The 17893-nt window shown below is 62.6% G+C and carries 14 protein-coding genes; 8 read left to right on the forward strand and 6 right to left on the reverse strand.

Features of this window, described 5'->3' with window-relative positions; translation table 11 throughout:
• Positions 1 to 158: 158 nt before the first annotated feature.
• The 7 genes from asnB to dtd all read left to right on the forward strand — a co-directional run bounded on the left by asnB (position 159) and on the right by dtd (position 7681).
• Entirely contained in the window at positions 159 to 2039 is a 1881-nt protein-coding gene (gene asnB, locus DW913_RS00005) for an asparagine synthase (glutamine-hydrolyzing) (protein WP_117797043.1), read from the forward strand.
• A 111-nt stretch (positions 2040 to 2150) separates the two neighbouring features.
• Complete coding sequence (locus DW913_RS00010; protein WP_117797045.1) at positions 2151 to 3713, forward strand: Mur ligase family protein; 1563 nt, start codon at positions 2151 to 2153, stop codon at positions 3711 to 3713.
• A 107-nt stretch (positions 3714 to 3820) separates the two neighbouring features.
• Entirely contained in the window at positions 3821 to 4732 is a 912-nt protein-coding gene (locus tag DW913_RS00015; RefSeq protein WP_117635958.1) for an HAD family hydrolase, read from the forward strand.
• 48 nt (positions 4733 to 4780) lie between these two features.
• Positions 4781 to 5665 carry a glutamate racemase gene (murI, locus tag DW913_RS00020; protein ID WP_035137557.1) on the forward strand — a complete coding sequence of 295 codons (885 nt, stop codon included), beginning with the start codon at positions 4781 to 4783 and terminating at the stop codon, positions 5663 to 5665.
• Positions 5666 to 5720: 55 nt separating this feature from the next.
• Entirely contained in the window at positions 5721 to 6446 is a 726-nt protein-coding gene (gene rph / locus DW913_RS00025) for a ribonuclease PH (RefSeq protein ID WP_117797047.1), read from the forward strand.
• A gap of 143 nt (positions 6447 to 6589) precedes the next feature.
• Positions 6590 to 7231 (forward strand): RdgB/HAM1 family non-canonical purine NTP pyrophosphatase, encoded by a 642-nt coding sequence (rdgB, locus tag DW913_RS00030; protein ID WP_022094898.1) that lies wholly within the window; start codon positions 6590 to 6592, stop codon positions 7229 to 7231.
• Between the two features lie 3 nt (positions 7232 to 7234).
• On the forward strand, positions 7235 to 7681 hold the full coding sequence (gene dtd / locus DW913_RS00035; protein WP_117797049.1) for a D-aminoacyl-tRNA deacylase: 447 nt from the start codon (positions 7235 to 7237) through the stop codon (positions 7679 to 7681).
• A 254-nt stretch (positions 7682 to 7935) separates the two neighbouring features.
• On the opposite strand, the gene DW913_RS00040 is transcribed toward dtd, so the two are convergent.
• The 3 genes from DW913_RS00040 to DW913_RS00050 all read right to left on the reverse strand — a co-directional run bounded on the left by DW913_RS00040 (position 7936) and on the right by DW913_RS00050 (position 12999).
• Positions 7936 to 9228 carry an IS30 family transposase gene (locus tag DW913_RS00040; protein WP_117797051.1) on the reverse strand — a complete coding sequence of 431 codons (1293 nt, stop codon included), beginning with the start codon at positions 9226 to 9228 and terminating at the stop codon, positions 7936 to 7938.
• A 186-nt stretch (positions 9229 to 9414) separates the two neighbouring features.
• Positions 9415 to 11172, reverse strand: a complete 1758-nt coding sequence (locus DW913_RS00045; RefSeq protein WP_117797053.1) for an ABC transporter ATP-binding protein — start codon at positions 11170 to 11172, stop codon at positions 9415 to 9417.
• Complete coding sequence (locus DW913_RS00050; RefSeq protein WP_199580697.1) at positions 11173 to 12999, reverse strand: ABC transporter ATP-binding protein; 1827 nt, start codon at positions 12997 to 12999, stop codon at positions 11173 to 11175.
• A gap of 120 nt (positions 13000 to 13119) precedes the next feature.
• On the opposite strand from DW913_RS00050, the gene DW913_RS00055 reads away from it, so the two are divergent.
• Positions 13120 to 14118 (forward strand): AraC family transcriptional regulator, encoded by a 999-nt coding sequence (locus DW913_RS00055; protein ID WP_117797055.1) that lies wholly within the window; start codon positions 13120 to 13122, stop codon positions 14116 to 14118.
• Between the two features lie 224 nt (positions 14119 to 14342).
• Here the strand turns inward: DW913_RS00055 and gatB are convergent, their stop codons facing one another.
• The 3 genes from gatB to gatC are packed head-to-tail and all read right to left on the reverse strand — an operon-like array spanning position 14343 to position 17844.
• Positions 14343 to 16019 (reverse strand): Asp-tRNA(Asn)/Glu-tRNA(Gln) amidotransferase subunit GatB, encoded by a 1677-nt coding sequence (gene gatB, locus DW913_RS00060; RefSeq protein ID WP_117648459.1) that lies wholly within the window; start codon positions 16017 to 16019, stop codon positions 14343 to 14345.
• A complete protein-coding gene (gatA, locus tag DW913_RS00065; RefSeq protein ID WP_117797057.1) occupies positions 16019 to 17533 on the reverse strand; it encodes an Asp-tRNA(Asn)/Glu-tRNA(Gln) amidotransferase subunit GatA in 1515 nt (504 codons plus the stop codon). Before gatA ends, gatB begins: the two co-directional genes overlap by 1 nt.
• Entirely contained in the window at positions 17533 to 17844 is a 312-nt protein-coding gene (gene gatC, locus DW913_RS00070; RefSeq protein ID WP_055250987.1) for an Asp-tRNA(Asn)/Glu-tRNA(Gln) amidotransferase subunit GatC, read from the reverse strand. The genes gatA and gatC overlap by 1 nt, the downstream gene beginning before the upstream one ends.
• Positions 17845 to 17893: the final 49 nt, after the last annotated feature.

Here is a 17893-nt window from a genome sequence, read left to right on the forward strand (position 1 = left end):
CTCAATGTGTTCGGCTGAGATCGGAAATCAACCCGCGTGTCACAGCGGAGCTGATTCAGTTGAGATTGCCTGAACATTCCGCCCCTCTTTACGCCCTCGGGTATACTCAAAAGCTACTGATTCGATTTGATGCCCAGCAACAGCAGAGGGGATAGTATATGTGCGGTTTTGTCGGTTTTGTCGGTGGGACGGATAACCAATCCGAGGTGCTCACCAAGATGATGGACCGCATCGTCCATCGCGGTCCCGACATGGGCGGTCAGTTTATCGACGGCCGCGTTGCCCTCGGCTTCCGCCGCCTGTCGATCCTCGACCTGACCGAGGCTGGCGCTCAGCCCATGGCCAATGAGGACGGCAGCGTCGTCATTGTCTTCAACGGCGAGATCTACAACTTCCAAGAACTCCGTTCCGAGCTCGAGGCCAAGGGCTACAAGTTCCACTGCGGCGCCGACACCGAGAGCCTCCTGCACGGCTACGAGGAGTGGGGCGAGGCCGTCCTCGATCGTTTGCGCGGTATGTACGCCTTCGTCATCTGGGACAAAAAGAAGAACAAGCTTTTTGGCGCCCGCGACATCTTTGGCATCAAGCCGCTTTACTACTATCCCATGGCCGATGCGGGCGACGGCGCTCCGGGCGTGCTCTTTGGTTCCGAGATCAAGAGCTTCCTGGACTACCCGCACTTCCACAAGGCGGTCAACAAAAAGGCCCTGCGTCCGTATATGACGCTGCAGTATTCGGCAACCGAGGAGACGTTCTTCGAGGGTGTCTACAAGCTGCCGCCGGCGCACTACTTTACCGTCGATATCCCGACCGGCAAGATGAACATCGAGCGCTACTGGGATTGCGATTACTCTGCCGTCGAGAAGCCGTTCGAAGAGTATGTTGATGAGCTGGACGAGGTCGTGCACGAGAGCGTCGAGGCCCATCGCATCGCCGACGTTAAGGTCGCATCGTTCCTCTCCGGTGGCGTCGACTCCAGCTACATCGCTGCCTGCCTCATGCCCGACAAGACTTTCTCGGTGGGCTTTGACTACAAGAACTTCAATGAGACCAACTACGCCAAAGAGCTTTCTGACAAGCTCGGCGTCGAGAACGTTCGCAAGATGATTACCGCCGACGAGTTCTTCGGCGCGCTCGAGGACATCCAGTATCACATGGACGAGCCGCAGTCCAACCTGTCGTCCGTGCCGCTGTGGTTCCTGGCCGAGATGGCGCGCAAAGACGTCACCGTCGTGCTTTCGGGCGAGGGCGCCGACGAGCTGTTTGGCGGCTATGCCTACTACGAGGACACGGTTCCGGTTCGCAAGTACAAAAAGATGGTGCCGCTGCCCATCCGTCGCGCGCTCGGAAACCTGGCGTTGCACATGCCGTACTTCAAGGGCCACAACTTCTTGGTCAAGGGTGCCGAGATTCCCGAGAAGTCGTTCCTGGGACAGGCTCTGGTGTGGCCGGAGCGCGAGGTCGATAGCGTGCTCAAGCCCGAGTACAACGCCGGCGACGGCGCCTTCGAACTCGCCGCTCCTATCTATGCGCGTGTGAAGGGCCAGCCCGAGCTGGTCAAGAAGCAGTACCTGGACATGAACATGTGGCTTCCGGGCGATATTCTGCTTAAGGCCGACAAGATGTGCATGGCGCACTCCCTGGAGCTGCGCGTGCCCTTCCTGGATCGCAAAGTCATGGAGTTCGCCGAGCACATTCCCGATCGCTACCGCATCAACGAGAACGGCAACAAACAGGTACTCCGCCACGCTGCCAACAAGTCGCTGCCCGATGAGTGGGCCACCCGTCCCAAGGTGGGCTTCCCGGTGCCGATTGTCTACTGGCTGCGCGAGCAAAAGTGGTACGACTATGTCAAGGAGTACTTCACCGCGCCGTGGGCAAGCGAGTTCTTCGATACCGACGAGCTCATGCACCTGCTCGATCTGCACTTTGCGGGCAAGGGCGATTTCCAGCGCAAGATCTATACGCCGCTCGTGTTCCTGGTGTGGTACAAGCGCTTCTTTATCGACGAGGACCAGCCCGCTGTTCAGGCTGCCTAGCCTCGGCTTACGAACGCCTGCGCGTAACGGCTCCTCCGGGAGCCGTTTTTGCGTGGGTGCGTTTCAGTTACTATAAAACCGTCCCTGCCAAATGGCTGAGAAAGGTGAAAGATGCACCATTCGGATTCCGCGACCGTGACCACGGTCGATACGCTTGCCAAGCTTCTCGATGTGTGCGGCGAGCTGCGCGCATCAGAGCAGGTTGACGAGCGTGCCGTGACCGGCTGCTCGTTTGATTCGCGCGCGGTCTCGGCAGGTGACGTATTCTTTTGCAAAGGTGCTGCCTTTAAGCCCGCGTTTTTGAGCATGGCGCTCGATGCGGGCGCCGTCGCATTTGTGTGCGAGGAGTCGCTGGTCGAGTCTCTGGAGCCGCTGGCGAAGGAGAGCGGTGCTGCGATGCTGGTTGTTGATAGTGTTCGCACGGCCATGGCCCTGTTGCCGCCGGAGGTCTACGACCGTCCCGACCACGACGTCAAGATCGTGGGCATCACCGGTACCAAGGGAAAGACCACGGCCGCTTTTATGCTCCAGTCCATCATCAAAGCGGCGGGCGAGTCCTGCGGCATGATCGGCTCAGTGAACACCGACGATGGTATCGAGTGCTACGAGAGCACCAATACTACGCCCGAGGCCCCCGAGGTCTGGCGCCATATCGCCAACTGCCGCACGTCCGGTCGCCAGTCCATGGTCATGGAGGTATCGAGCCAGGCGCTCAAGTACCAACGCGTCGAGAATCTGCCGTTTGACGTGGCGTGCTTCCTCAACATCGGCCGCGACCACATCTCGCCGATCGAACACCCCACGTTTGAGGATTATTTTGAGAGCAAACTCAGGATCTTTGACCAGGCAAAGACCGCCGTGGTGAATCTGGGCACCGAAGAGGTCGACCGTGTGCTGGAGGCAGCGTCGACGGCCGAGCGCTTGGTGACCGTTGGCGTCGAGCATCCCGAGGCAAGCCTGTGGGCGGGCGACGTACGCATGGTCGGCTTTAGCATCGAGTTCAACTTGCATGGCCTGTGTGCCGGTGAGTCCGAGGCGGGGGAGAAGGTCCTGCTGGGCATTGCGGGAGACTTTAACGTGGAGAACGCGCTGGTCGCTATCGCCGCTGCGCGCGAGATCGGCATCGGTATCGATGCCATCAAGAAGGGCCTCTCCAAGCTGCGTGTGCCGGGCCGCATGGAGGTCGTGGAGTCGAAGGACGGCCGCGTGATCTGCGTCGTCGACTATGCACACAACCAGCTTTCGTTCCGCTCGCTTTTCTCGTCGGTGAAGCGCGCGTTTCCCGTCAGCCCGGTCATCGCAGTGTTTGGCGCTGCCGGCGGCAAGGCGCAGGAGCGCCGCGAGCAGCTTCCACGCGAGGCCGCACCGTATTCCGACCTAATGATCTTTGCCAATGAGGACCCGGCTCACGAGGACCCGATGAAGGTCTGTCGCGAGCTTGCCGAGCATGTTCCCGACGATACGCCGAACAAGATCATCCTCGATCGCGAAGCCGCTGTGCATGCGGCGTTCAAGGCGGCGCGCGAGGAGTACGTCAACCCCGATGCCCCCACCATTGTCTTGCTGCTGGCAAAGGGTGACGAGGAGCTCATGCACGTGGGCGACGAGTTCGTGCCCATCGAGAGCGACCTTTCGTTGGCCAATCGCCTGATCGATGTTACCCAGTTTGACTAATGAACCATGATGGCGGCGGCGCCCTGAGTGCGTTGTCGCCATAAGCGTGTTCCCTCAATCAAAACATGCCGTCCAAGTCCAAACCCTTCTACGTAAACGGAGTAACCATGTCCCACAACACCCTGCCGACCGTTGCCGAGCTTTCGGGCGAGATGCGCGAGCGCTTGGCTAAGGTCAAGTACGTCTTTACCGACCTGGATGCCACGATGCTCGCGCCCGGCTCGTGTGTGCTGCGCGACAACGACGGCAACCCCTCGACCAAACTCGTCGAGGCCGTCGTGGCGCTCGCTCGCGCTGGTATTCAGGTGGTTCCCACCTCGGGCCGCAACCGTACCATGATCCACGAGGACGCGCGCGTGCTCGGCCTCAACTCCTACATTGGTGAGATGGGCGGCCTGGTCATGTACGACCTCAAAGCCAACGATTGGGAGTATCTGACCGGTGACATGCCTTACGACCCCGCCTGCGGCCTTACTCCGCACCAGGTGATCGAACAGACCGGCGTGTGCGAGAAGATCCTTGCCCGCTGGCCGCACAAGATCGAGTACCACAACGACATGTCGACCGGCTACAAATACCGTGAGGTCACCGTCGGTATGCGCGGCGATGTGCCCGACAATGAGGTTCAGGCCATCCTGGACGAGGCCGGCTGCGGCCTGGTGTGGGCCTGTAACGGTCACCTGACGCATCTGTCCAAGCCGACGACGCTCGAGCTCGATCGCGTCGAGGACGGTCGCGCATTCAACATCAACCCCGCGGGCCTCAACAAAGGCGTCGCCATTGCGCGCTTCTGCGAGCACCTGGGGATCGAGCGCGAGGAGACGCTCGCGCTCGGCGATTCCGAGTCCGACTTCTACATGGCCGATCACGTGGGCACGTTCTGCCTGGTCGAGAATGGCCTGACGAGCGCCGGCGCGCCCGAGTTCCTGGCTGCTTGCGAGAACGCTTTCGTTACGCGTGGCAAAATTGTCGACGGTTGGGCGGCGACGGCAGAGCTGCTGGTCGCGGCGCGTTCGTAGCGCGCCGCCGCACTTGGACATGTCTTTTCGAGAGAGACTGGTGAGGTAATGTCCGATATCGAGAATCCGGCAGGCGACACGCGCCCGATTGGCGTGTTCGATTCTGGTTTGGGCGGTCTGACGGTTGCGCGCGCGATTGCGACGGCGCTGCCGCACGAGTCCGTCTACTACTTTGGCGACACCAAGCGCTGCCCCTACGGCACCCGCACCGAGGATGAAGTGCGCTCGTTTGCGTTGCAGGCGGGTCGTTGGCTTTCGAAGCACGACGTCAAGATTATGGTCATCGCCTGCAACACGGCGACCGCTGCGGCCTTGCGTCTGGCCCAGCAGGTGCTCGACGTTCCCGTGATCGGCGTGATCGCGCCGGGTGCCCGTGCGGCAATCAACAGCACGCGTACGCGTCGCGTGGGCGTGCTCGCCACCAACCTCACCATTCGCTCGGGCGCCTACACGCGCGCCATTCAGGATCTAGATGCCGGCGTCGATGTATACGGCTGTCCTGCCTCGAGCTTTGTCGAGGTTGTCGAACACGAGCTCGCCTCGGGCGCGCATCTGCAAGAGCAGTGGCTTGAGAACGAGGACATCTTCGATACGCCTGCCGTGCGTGCGCTGGTGGGTGCCACGGTTGAGCCGCTGCGCGACCACGGTATCGATACCGTGGTGCTCGGCTGTACGCATTTTCCGCTGTTGGTGGGACCTATCCGGCATGCGCTGGGGCCTGGGGTGCGCGTCGTGAGTTCCGCCGAGGAGACCACGCGCGAGCTGACCGATATCCTCACGCGCCGCGAGCAGCTGGCGGGCGACGCCGCCGAGCCGCAGCATCGTTTTGCCACGACGGCCGATAACATTGCCGAGTTTGCGGTGGCGGGCAGCTTTATCTTTGGCCAGCCGCTCAAGAGCATTGAGCATATCGATATCGACGAACTGAAATAGATATAAGGTCACCGACCAAAGGCCCACCTTCACCTTTTGCCGAAAGGATATTTCTATGGAGTATATGCAGGTCAACCGCGCCAACGGCCGCGCCGCCAACGAGTTGCGCCCCGTTAAGCTCACCCGTGGCGTCATGAAGCACGCCCACGGCTCGTGTTTGGCCGAGTTCGGCGACACGCGCGTGCTGTGCGCCGCCACTATCGAGGAGGGCGTGCCGGGCTGGCGAAAGGGAGCTAAGGCCGGCTGGGTGACCGCGGAATACGCCATGCTGCCGGCGTCGACCGGCAAGCGCTGCAAGCGCGAGCACGCCAACCGCAAGGGTCGCTCCATGGAGATCGAGCGCCTCATTGGTCGCAGCCTGCGTACCGTCGTCAACATGAAGGCGCTCGGCGAGTACACCGTCACCGTCGACTGCGACGTGATCCAGGCCGATGGCGGTACGCGTACGACGAGCATTACCGGCGCCTGGGTGGCGCTGCACGACGCCCTTGCCATGTGGGTCGAGGCAGGCAAGATCGAGCGCATCCCGCTTACCGGCCAGGTTGCCGCGATTTCTATGGGTGTCGTCGACGGCAGCACCCTGCTCGACCTCGATTATTCCGAGGACAGCCATGCCGAGGTCGACATGAACCTCGTCGCCACCGATACCGGTGAGATGATCGAGCTCCAGGGTACCGGCGAGCAGGCGCCCTTTGACCGTAAGCGCCTCAACGCCTTGCTCGACCTGGGCGACAAGGGTATCGCCGAGCTCATCGAGCTCCAGTGCCAAGCCCTCGCCTAACCTGCCAAAAAGGGACAGGTTTATTTTGGTAGGTTTTATCTGCGGAGACGTCTAGACACAAGACTGCCGTTGATTGAGAGGGGAGAGGCAGAGGCCCTCGTCGCCCTCGGCGCGGCATTGCTATAGAGACAAGGAGACCACTCATGGCACTTGAGAAGATCGACATCGACACCCTCGACCCCGCGGCGACCATCGTCGTGGCAACCGGAAACGCTCATAAGCTCACCGAGATCGAGGCCATTTTGGGCAAGGTTATGCCCGAGGTTCGCTTTGTGGCGCTCGGCCAGCTGGGCGATTTTGAGGACCCCGAGGAAAACGGCACGACGTTTTTGGAGAACGCCATCATCAAGGCGCAGGCTGCGGTTGAGGAGACGGGCCTTATGGCCATTGCCGACGATTCGGGCTTGGTCGTTGATGCCCTGGACGGCGAGCCTGGCGTGTATAGCGCGCGCTATGCGGGCGTGCACGGAGACGATGCCGCCAACAATGCCAAGCTGCTCGTTAACCTGGAAGGTGTGGCCGACGAGGACCGCACTGCGCGCTTTATGAGCGTCGTTGCGCTTATCGACACGGACGGTTTGGTCACCTATGGTGAGGGCGCCTGCGAGGGCGTTATCGCACACGAGGGCCGCGGCGATCACGGCTTTGGCTACGACCCGCTGTTCCTGCCGGTCGATACGCCGGGCAAGACTATGGCCGAGCTCACAGCGGACGAGAAGAACGCCATCAGCCATCGTTTCCATGCACTCGAGCACCTGTCCGCCAAACTCACGGGCGAGGAGTAGGCCGTGCGCGCGGTGGTGCAGCGCGTGCTCAACGCCGGCGTGACGGTCGACGGCGAGTGCGTGGGCCGCATTGGGCGCGGCTATCTGGTATTGCTGGGTGTGGGCCATGGCGATACGCGTGCCGAGGCCGATAAACTATGGGGCAAGCTCCGTGGGCTGCGTATCAACGAGGACGAGAACGGCAAGACTAACTTGGCGCTTGCCGATGTCGACGGCGAGGTGCTCGTGGTGTCGCAGTTTACGCTGTTTGCCGATTGCCGCCACGGCCGTCGTCCGTCGTTTACGGATGCTGGCGCGCCCGATGTCGCCAACGAGCTTTATGAGTACTTTCTGACGCTCGTCGCCCAGGACGTCGACCACGTGGCGCACGGCATCTTTGGCGCCGACATGAAAGTCGACCTGGTCAACGACGGCCCGTTCACCATTGTCCTCGATACCGACAATCTGTAAGTAGCCTAATTAGCTGATTTATTTGGGTTGATTTCCGATCTCAGCCGAACACATTGAGCAAATAGGCCGTTCCCGCACCTAGCCGAACGCCCCCGCGGCCCCTCCCGGGGCCCGGGGGCGCCGTTTTCCCAGTTGAAGGAACGGTGGAGATGTGTTTCGATGGGTCCGGTGGCCATGCTCCGCCCGCCGCCCGGCGCCTCTTCCCAGACTCAGCCGAACGGTCGGTTCCGTCTATTCCGTTTTTCCCTTTCAGGCTAGGCCAGCGGGGCATCGCCCCTTTCCTCGCGCGCCCGCTCGATGAGCCGCGGCGTCAGGTCGAGCTCGCCGACGGGCACGTCCTCCACGCCGTACGCATCCAGCAGCGCCGCCGCGTCGCCGCCGAGCATCGCCCGGAAGGCGCGGGCGGGCGTCGCGAAGCCGAGCGCGCCGCGCGGCTCGGAGTTCACGTGCGACATGGCGAGCGACAGGTCCGCCGGGGCCAGCCGGTCGAACCTGAGGCCGCGGCCCTTGGGCAGCAGCTTCCTGATCTCGACGTGGTTGCGCTCGCAGGCGCCCTTCTGGTCGCTGCGCCCGGGGTCGCAGTAGAACAGCCTCGTCTCGCCCGGCCCCTCGCCGATCAGCCCGGCGATCGCGCCCTCGTCGGAGAACTCGGCGCCGTTGTCGGTGAGCACGGCGCGGAACACGCGGCGCGTCCCGTCGGCGCCGAGGACCGCCCGGACGCCCTCCAGGGCGCCCGCGACGCACCCGGCGGTCTTCTCCTCCAGCGGCAGCGCGAGCTGGAGCCTGCTGGGGCGGTGCAGCAGCGTGAGCAGGCAGGCGGAGTCCTCCCGCGCGCCCTCGACGGTGTCCATCTCCCAGGCCGCGGCGCACGCGTCCTCCCCGAGGGCGAGGAACGCGGCATGCGACCTGCGGGCGGAGTGGCGGGTCGCCGCCCGGCCCGCGGCGCGCTTCCTCGGCCTGTAGCCGACCTTGCGCCTGAGCTCCATGCTGGTCATGCCGTCGTAGCCCGCCGAGACCCAGCGGTAGATGGTCGACGGCGACAGGTCCACCGGGCCGCCGTTGCGCGCCGCCATCTGCTCGGGCGACAGCCCCCGGCGCAGGCAGTCCCTTATCGCCTCCAGCCTGGCCGCCGCGGCGGGCTCGTCGGCGTCTATCCCGCGCCTGGACGAGACGAGGACCGAGTCGGCGCACAGCTGCGCGGCCCGGGCCTCGTAGAAGACGTGCGGGCGGCGCTTGCAGCCGATCGCGCGGTACCGCCCGCACCCGTTGCAGCAGCGCGGCCACGCGGCCAGGCGCGGGCAGGCAGCCGACAGGTCGGCGGAGGCGTCCACGCGCTCGCCGCGCCTGGCCTTCGGCGCCGTCACGAACCTGTGCGACGCCACCTCGGCGCTCACCGTCGAGGGCGACCTGCCCAGCTCCCTCGCGATCTCCCTGCACGACGCCCTGCGCTCCAGCATCCTCTGGACCGTGTCCCGCTCGTGCCTCGTGAGCCTTCCGTAGGCCCTCGGGACCGCCCTTGCGGAGCCCCTTTTCTTCTTTCCGGACATGCCGTCCTCCGATCTCCCGGGGCCGGCCGGTCCGGCCCTCAGGGTATCGGATTCCCATATTCATCCGTACATGTGCGGATGAATATGGGAGGTGTTCGGATAAAGTCGATAATCAAGGTTTTGAAAATTAACGATGCGGAGTAACCGATTGTCAATGTGACAAAGGGACTGTTCCTTTGCCCCTTCTTACAGCTGCCAGGCAGCCGCTTCCTTTTGCAGCGCAACCATGCGGGCGAATTCTCCACCTGCCGCCTTGAGCTGCGCCGGAGTGCCCTGCTCGGCAACCACACCATCCTTGAGTACAACGATCTTATCGGCATTTTCTACCGTGCGCATACGGTGGGCGATCACGATAACTGTCTTTCCTGCGAGCAGGCGGGAGAGCGCCTGCTGCACCACGGTCTCGTTCTCCACATCCAAACTCGCCGTCGCCTCGTCCAGCAACACAATCGGCGCATCTTTGAGCAGCGCGCGGGCGATGGAGATGCGCTGGCGCTCGCCGCCGGACAGTTTGGAGCCGTTCTCGCCGATCATGGTGTCGTAGCCCTGCGGCATGCGGCTCACAAACTCGTCGCAGTTGGCGGCACGCGCGGCAGCAAGCACTTCCTCATCGGTGGCATCGCGACGACCAAGACGGATGTTTCCCATCACCGTGTCGTCAAAGAGCAGCACGTCTTGGAACACAATGGCGTAGTCGCGCAGCAGCACCTCGGGGTCCACGCTCGCAACATCCACGCCACCCACGGTGACCGTGCCTTCGGTGGCGTCCCAAAAGCGCGCGGCCAGGCGGCTCACCGTAGACTTACCGGAACCCGAAGGACCGACCAGCGCCGTAACTTCGCCTTCCTTGGCGGTAAAGCTCACATCGGTAAGAACTTTCTCGCCGGCGCGGCCGTCCTCGCCCGCACCATAGCCAAATGCCACGTGATCGAACACCACATCGTGGCCCACGGGCTCAAATTTCTCGCTGCCCCGCGCCACAGGCTCTTCCATGATGGAACGCATGCGCTTGGCAGACGACTCGGCGACAAACAGCTCCGACACGAGCATAAGGGCCTGATCAAACGGCGCGTAGATACGGCTCACCATAAGCAGGAAGGCAAACATCACCAAAAAGTCGACCTGCCCGGAGGCGACCATCGTGGCGCCCGTGACCAGCGTGGTGGCTATCCCCAGGCGCAGGATGGCAAAGGCGGAGTTGACCAGAAGCCCGTTGACGAGCTCGCCCTTGGTGGTCTCGCGCTCCTCGACATCGATCACGGCGTTGAGCCCCTCAAGATAATGGGCCTCCTGGTTGGTGGCGCGGATTTCGCGCACGCAGTCGAGCGTCTCCTGGATCGCCTCGGTGACCTTGACCTTCTCGGCGCGCACGCGGTCGAACACCGGGGTCATGGGGCCGCGTGTTAGATACAGCACGGCAAAGGCCACGGGAATGCTCCAAAACGCCGCGATCGCCAGCTGCCAGCAAAAGAACAGCGACGACACGAACACGATGGCACTTGCGATGATGGCGCCCCAGAGTTCTCCCAGCACATGGCTGTAGGCATGCTCCATAGTCTGAACGTCACCCATGATGGTCTCGGTTAAATCGGCCAGATCACGACGACCAAAAAACGACAGCGGCAGTTTGCGCAAGCGCTCGGCGATCTCCATACGCTGCTTGCCGCACTCCTCGTAAAAGATGCAGTAGGTGTAGTAATACTGTTGCCAGTTAGAGGCAAAGAGCAACACGAAAAAGACCAGGAGGCCGCCCACGATCGGCAGGGCATCCGGCAGGTCAGCCCCGCTGGCGAGATGCTCGACAAAGCCGGCCATAACCAGGAATAAAAAGCCCATGCCGGCCATGGTAATAAGATTGGTGAGCGCGGTCCAGAAGACACCGCGTTTTACGCCGGCGATGCCTTTATCGGATAGGAAATACTTCTTTTGGAATGAGGCGAACATTTAGGCCTCGCCTCCTTTCGCGACGGCGGCATCCGCGGTCGAAGCAGTGATTTTCCAGCTCGCGGCCTGTTCGTATTCGGCCCACATCTTGGCATATAGACCCTCTTGGGACAGCAGTTCGGCATGGGTGCCGGCCTCCTGCACGCTACCTTGGTTGAGCACCACGATCTTGTCGGCCCCCACCACGGTAGAAAGCCGGTGCGCGATCATAATGACCGTGCGACCCGCCGCCAGCTTGCTAAAGGCGCGCTGGATGAGCGCCTCGTTCTCGGGGTCGGCAAACGCCGTGGCCTCATCGAGCACCACGATAGGAGCGTCTTTAAGGATCGCGCGGGCGAGTGCCACGCGCTGGACCTCGCCGCCCGAAAGATATGCTCCACCGGCGCCGAGCATGGTGTTGATGCCCTGTGGGAGCTTGGCCACAATGTCGTCGCACTGAGCTGCGGAGAGGGCCGCACGCACTTCGTCGTCAGTGGCCGTAGGCTTGGAGGCGCGCACGTTATCGGCAAGTGTTTGCCGGAACAGCTGGTTGGTCTGGAACACGAAGGCGACCTGGTCCATAAGCTCGTTCGGATCCATATCGCGAACGTCCACACCGCCTACGAGCACTCGACCCGAGGAAACATCCCAAAAACGCGGGATCAGGCTTGCACAGGTTGACTTGCCGCCTCCCGAAGGACCCACAAGCGCGAGGGTACTACCCGCGGAAACGCTAAAACTCGCATGGTTGACGGCAGGCGCCTCGGCGCCCTCGTAGGTAAAGCTCACATCCTCAAATCGCACGTCGCTGCTGGCAGGGTGCTTGGGTTGAGCGGGCACGGAGAGCTGCTTGGAATCCATGACGCTTCGGATGCGAGCCAGCGAATCGGCACTCATCTGAGACGCCTCGCCCACAAACATGAGCTTGGTCATGGCCGTCGGCACCACGGCCGAAAATATCGCGTAAAACGTGAAGTTGGCCATAAAATGCGCGAAGTCCGTCTCGCCCGGCGCCAACAGCAACGCCACGGGCAATAGGAATGCCACAAGACCATTGAGCGCGGTAAGGTTGAGTACCTGCGGACCTCGACAGAACGTGCCCGAATAGTTTTGCGCCATGTCGGCGTATTCGGCGATCGCGTCGTGGAACGCCTTAAAGGAATAGACCGTCTGCTGAAACACCTTGACCACGGGAATGCCGCGTACGTATTCGGTACCGGTCTTGTTCATCTTGACCAGCGCGCCCATGTAGGCCTTCATAAACTCGCCGCCCTTGCCGCCCATCATGGTAGCCATGGCGCCAAGCGAAACGACGACCGAGATAAGGCACGCCGCGCCCAAACGCCAATCGAGGGCGAAAAGCAGCACGAGCAGACCTGCAACCATGGCGGTGGCGCCGGCGATATCGGGTAGCATGTGTGCGAGCAGCGTCTCGGTTGAGGCGGCGCATCCGTCTACGATACGGCGCAGCTCACCGGTGGCATGCGTGTCAAAGTAGCCGAGCGGCAGCTTAAGCAGATGCTCGCTCGTAGCCTTGCGGATATTGGACGCGCAGCGAAACGCGGATAGGTGCGTACACATGAGTCCCACGAAATAAACCACAATGCTCGCCAGGGCAAAGCCCACAGCCCACCAACCATACATCGCGATGTCGGTGGCCTCGCTCCAGTTAGGCGCCACGGCGATAAGGTCTCGCGCAACAAACCAGATACACACGTACGGGCCAAAGCTCAGCAGCTGCGAGAGCGCCGAGAGAGCCATGCCCAAATATGTTAGGAATTTACGGTCGCCGGCATATGCAAGCAGCTCGCCGATGCCGCCGCCTTCCCTTTTTGATCCCTTTGCCATGAGATTCCTTTCTAACGGCTTGAGAGTTAACCGTTAGAAACTTATCATTGGCGTGTTAGCCGAGGCACACAATCGAGCCAGGCGTGGACGTTTCCGCAAAGGAAGGGGACGCTTTTGAAAATGCGGCGGGCAGCAACCGATATAACCGAGCTCTACGCACCGCAATTTGAGCAGTTTGGCCTGCAGCTTTCCGGCAAGGGCGCCGTCTTTACCGGTGAGGTGGCAAACGATCGGGCGCACGGACGCGCATGGATCATGCCCCTTTCCCCCACCTGCATCGTCATGGAGCATTTCATTACCCCGATGCACAACATGCACCTAGCCGAATACACGCCCGAACCGTACGCGTGCGTGAGCGAGGTCAGCGCGCCCACGCTCATATGCATGCCCAAGGCTGGCATAACGCCTGCGAACCTTAAGCCACTGCGCGGGCCGTGGCCGAACAGCGCGGTGTGCAGCTTTATCCAAGATAGCTGCGGCGAGGAGCTAAGTCCGCTGTTTGCAGGGCAGCTTTATCACTCGCGCTCGGTGCTCTTTTTGCCTGGATTTTTTGACGAACTGGAGCACCGCTATCCCACCGAGTTCGCGGGAATCTTCGAGGCGTTTGCCGAGCCATGGCACGAGGAGGCGACGTCTGCCATCTGCCACACGCTGCGTCGGATTAACGAGGAACGCGCCCGTACCGTAGGCGGACACGTCTATATGCAAGGCATCGTGGAGACCATGGTCGCGGAGCTCGCCTGTTCGCGCGCGGCCCACAAGCAGGCGCGGCAGGCGGCAGACACACGCGTCAGCATAACCATTGCCGAAGAAGCAACGGCAATGATTGAGCGCGCGCTCGACAAAGGCAGACGTGTGGGTATCAACGAGGTGGCCGAGAGGCTCTACACAAGCCGCTCCAAACTATGCGCCACCTTTAAGGCCCAAACTGGCGAGTCCCTGGGCGCCTACATTCGCAGACGCCGTATAGAGCGAGCACAGGACCTTTTGGCCGATAGCGCGCTCACGATAGCGCAGGTGGCAGAGCGTCTAGGCTACCCTCAGCAGGCCGCCTTCGCCCAAGCCTTCAAGCAACACACCGGCACAACCCCCACCGCCTGGCGCTCCCAACATATATAAAGAATGAAGGCGCCAACGGCGCCCTCATTCACCAAATTCAATCCAGCCCACCTGACCCGAACGGCCGAGTCGTCTGATCGTGGAAGCCCCGAGTCGCCGGGGTGTTTGCTCCAAATGAGTTCCGCATGCAAAGAAGGCCACTAAATGTGGCCTTCGTCTTGCATAGGACTGTTTGAAATTTGGAGGAAATACCCCGGCGACTCGGGGCTTCCCCGGCCTCGCAGCTACGAGAGCGACGTTCTCAGCAACTCGTTGAAGAGCTTCGGGTTGCCCTTGCCGCGGCTCGCCTTCATGCACTGGCCTACCAAAAAGCCGATGACCTTCTGGTTGCCGTCACGATACTGCTGCGCCTGATCGGCACAGTTTGCCAGCACCTCGTCCACGATCGGCTGCAGTGCGCCGGCATCGCTCACCTGACGCATGCCGCGCTCGTCGACGATCTTGTTGGGGTCGTCGCCGGTCTGGGCCATCGCCTCAAAGACCTCGTGCGCCTGGTTGGAGCTGATGGCATCGGTCGCCAGCAGCTTGGCGAGTGCCGCCACCTGAGCCGGCGCGATGCCGGACTCGGCGAGCGACACGCCTGCGCCCTTAAGGTAGGCGATCATCTCGTTGACCAGCAGGTTTGCGACCGTCTGGGCCTCCTTGCCGGCCATACCGGCAGCGGCGGCCTCAAAGAAGTCGGCAAACTCAGGGTCGCCGGCGATCTGCTCGGCGTCAGCCGTCTTAATGCCAAAGTCGGCCTCAAAACGGACGCGCTTGGCATCGGGCAGCTCGGGAATCTCGCCACGGCAGCGGTCGATGAACTCGTCGTCCAGATCGAACGGCGCCAGGTCGGGATCGGGGAACAGACGATAGTCGTCTGCCGTTTCCTTCACACGCATGACCACGGTGCGCTTGCGGCTGGGCTCCCAGTGGCGGGTCTCCTGATAGATGATGCCGCCCTCCTCGAGCACCTCGGCCTGGCGGCAAATCTCGTAGGCAAGGCCGTCGTGCAGACTCTTAAACGAGTTGAGGTTCTTGAGCTCGGTCTTGGTGCCCAACTTGGTCTCGCCACGGCGACGCAGCGACACGTTGCCGTCGCAGCGCATGGAGCCCTTCTCCATGGAGCAGTCCGAAATGCCCAGCGTCACAAAGATGCGACGGAGCTTCTCCATAAACAGGCGAGCCTCCTCGGGCGTGCGCAGGTCGGGCTCGGTGACGAGCTCGATCAGCGGCGTGCCGCAGCGGTTGTAGTCGACGAGCGACTCGGCCGCGGCGGTAATGCGGCCCTCGGCGCCGCCCACGTGAACCATCTTGGCGGCGTCCTCCTCCATGTGGATGCGCAGGATGCGGATGGGCACCGTGTAGGAACCGTCCTCGCGACGCTCGGGCATCTGCAGGTTGGACGCATCGTAGCTGGCCAGATGACCGGCGCGCTGATTGCCCTCGCGCATGGTCGACGTCATGGACGTGGACAGACCCTCGGCGTTGGCCGAGGCGCTCGCCAGGCTCTGGGCCTCGGCCTCGCCAAATGCGCAGTCGGGGCGCTCGGCGGCACCGCGACCGGTCACGTCCAGGTCCAGGTGACCGTACATGGCAAAGGCGACCGGACCCTGCGTGGTCTGAAAGTTCTTGGCCATGTCAGGATAAAAGTAGTGCTTGCGGTAGAACATCGAGTGGCGCTGGATCTCGCAGTTGGTGGCGAGACCTGCCTTGACGATGCTCTCGATGGCGCGCTTGTTGGGCACCGGCAGCGCACCGGGCAGGCCCAGGCACACCGGGCACACGTTGGCGTTGGGCTCGTCATCGTGGCTGAGCTTGCAGTTGCAGAACATCTTGGTATCGAGTGCGGTGAGCTCGGTATGGATCTCCAGGCCGATCACGGCCTCCCAATCCTGCAGGACCTCGGAAAGCTCCTTCATTACAGCTCGCCTCCCTTCCCGGCAAAATCGGGCGCTACGGAAAGCGCGGGCGCACCCGTGGCGGCATCGGCAAAGCCGCGCTCCAGGGCGCGGGCAAACGTGAGCAGCTGACGGTCCTTAAAGGCAGGCCCCACCAGCTGGGCAGAAACGGGCAGCTTGCTGTCCTCGCCCAGGCCCAGCGGCACCGAGATACCGCCGTTGCCGCAAATGTTGAGCGAGATGGTGTACAGGTCGGAGAGATACATCTGCGTGGGGTCGCTGATCTCGCCAAACTTAAAGGCCGTGCGCGGCGAGGCGGGCATGAGGATGGTGTCCACCTTGGCATACGCGGCGTCGTAATCCTGCGTGATGAGTGTGCGAGCCTTCTGTGCGGCGTAGTAGTACTTGTCGTACACGCCCGAGCTCAACAGGTAGGCGCCGAGCATCTGACGGCGCTTGGCCTCGGCGCCAAAGCCGTGGGCGCGCGAAAGCGAGCTCTGGTCGGACAGGTTGGCGCAGCCCTCTTCCTGATAGCCGTAGCGAATGCCGTCGAAACGAGCCAAGTTGGAGAACGCCTCGGCCGGGCCGATGACGTAGTAGGCGGCGATGGCGGCGTCCAGGTGCGGCAGGTCGACCTCGACCAGCTCGGCGCCCTGGTTCTGCAGCTCCTGGGCGGCGCGCTGAACAGCGGCCTTGACCTCGGGCGTCAGGCCCTCGGCCTCCATAAACGCGGGGATGATGCCCACGCGTTTACCCTCGATGCTGTCGTTGAGATGCTCGGTAAAGTCGACGGCGCAATCCTGGCTGGTGCAGTCGTACGGATCATGGCCCGCGCCGGTAAGCGCGTTCATGGCCAGCGCGACATCCTCGACCGTGCGGCCAAAGGGGCCCACCTGGTCGAGCGACGAGCCAAAGGCAACCACGCCGTAACGGCTCACAGCGCCATACGTGGGCTTAAAGCCCACCACGCCGCAGAGGCTCGCCGGCTGGCGAATGGAGCCGCCGGTGTCCGAGCCCAGCGAGAGCGCGACCTCGCCCGCGGCGACGGCCGCAGCGGAGCCACCCGAGGAGCCGCCGGGCACGCGCTCGGTATCCCAGGGGTTGTTGGTGCGGTGGAACGCCGAGCTCTCGGTGGAGCTGCCAAAGGCAAACTCGTCCATGTTGGCCTTGCCCATGGGCAGGCAGCCGGCATCGAGCATGCGCTGGACGCAGGTGGCGGTGTAGACGCTCTGGTAGTCCCCGAGCATGCGGGAAGCGCAGGTAGTGCGCGTGCCCACGAGGTTCATGTTGTCCTTGATGGCCAGCGGCACGCCCGCAAGCGGGGGCAGCGGCTTGCCTGCGGCACGGTCGGCATCCACGCGCGCAGCAGCCTCGAACGCAAGCTCGGGCGCCACCTGCAGGAATGCCTGAACCCCGCCCTCGCGCGCCTCGATGGCGGCAAGGGAGGCCTGGGCCACCTCGGTAGCGGTAAAGTCGCCGGCGGCAACGCCCGCGGCGATCTGGGCGGCGGTAAGGGAATCGAAGCTCTGCGCCATTACTCGCTCTCCCCCTCTCCCAAAATGGACGGCACGCGGAAGTAGCGATCGCGCGCGCTACCAGCGTTTTCGAGCGCGACGTCGAGCGGCAGGTCGCGCTCGGGCTCGCGCAGGTCATCGCCCATCACGTTGGACAGGCTTCCGATGGGATGGAACGTGGGCTCCACGTCGGGTAAGTCATATTGCAAGACGGGCTCGAGCATCTGGACGGCGTCGTTCATATAGGACGTCATCTGGGTGAGCTCGTCATCGGTCAGTGCGATCTTTGCGTACTCGGCGATGCCGCGCACGTCTTTCTCGCTGAGTGCCATAGGCGCTCCCTTCCGCATAACAGATAAACCGCTCTAGTATACAGGGCAG

It is taken from the genome of Collinsella sp. AM42-18AC, from assembly GCF_003467965.1.
GTDB lineage: Bacteria > Actinomycetota > Coriobacteriia > Coriobacteriales > Coriobacteriaceae > Collinsella.

What these genes read in the sequence shown, in the direction of transcription:
- rph (WP_117797047.1), top strand. Translation starts at nt 5,721, where the DNA reads ATGGAGTATATGCAGGTCAACCGCGCCAACGGCCGCGCCGCCAACGAG.
- DW913_RS00015 (WP_117635958.1), top strand. Translation starts at nt 3,821, where the DNA reads ATGTCCCACAACACCCTGCCGACCGTTGCCGAGCTTTCGGGCGAGATG.
- gatA (WP_117797057.1), bottom strand. Translation starts at nt 17,533, where the DNA reads ATGGCGCAGAGCTTCGATTCCCTTACCGCCGCCCAGATCGCCGCGGGC.
- gatC (WP_055250987.1), bottom strand. Translation starts at nt 17,844, where the DNA reads ATGGCACTCAGCGAGAAAGACGTGCGCGGCATCGCCGAGTACGCAAAG.
- DW913_RS00010 (WP_117797045.1), top strand. Translation starts at nt 2,151, where the DNA reads ATGCACCATTCGGATTCCGCGACCGTGACCACGGTCGATACGCTTGCC.
- DW913_RS00045 (WP_117797053.1), bottom strand. Translation starts at nt 11,172, where the DNA reads ATGTTCGCCTCATTCCAAAAGAAGTATTTCCTATCCGATAAAGGCATC.
- asnB (WP_117797043.1), top strand. Translation starts at nt 159, where the DNA reads ATGTGCGGTTTTGTCGGTTTTGTCGGTGGGACGGATAACCAATCCGAG.
- DW913_RS00055 (WP_117797055.1), top strand. Translation starts at nt 13,120, where the DNA reads ATGCGGCGGGCAGCAACCGATATAACCGAGCTCTACGCACCGCAATTT.
- murI (WP_035137557.1), top strand. Translation starts at nt 4,781, where the DNA reads ATGTCCGATATCGAGAATCCGGCAGGCGACACGCGCCCGATTGGCGTG.
- DW913_RS00050 (WP_199580697.1), bottom strand. Translation starts at nt 12,999, where the DNA reads ATGGCAAAGGGATCAAAAAGGGAAGGCGGCGGCATCGGCGAGCTGCTT.
- DW913_RS00040 (WP_117797051.1), bottom strand. Translation starts at nt 9,228, where the DNA reads ATGTCCGGAAAGAAGAAAAGGGGCTCCGCAAGGGCGGTCCCGAGGGCC.
- gatB (WP_117648459.1), bottom strand. Translation starts at nt 16,019, where the DNA reads ATGAAGGAGCTTTCCGAGGTCCTGCAGGATTGGGAGGCCGTGATCGGC.
- rdgB (WP_022094898.1), top strand. Translation starts at nt 6,590, where the DNA reads ATGGCACTTGAGAAGATCGACATCGACACCCTCGACCCCGCGGCGACC.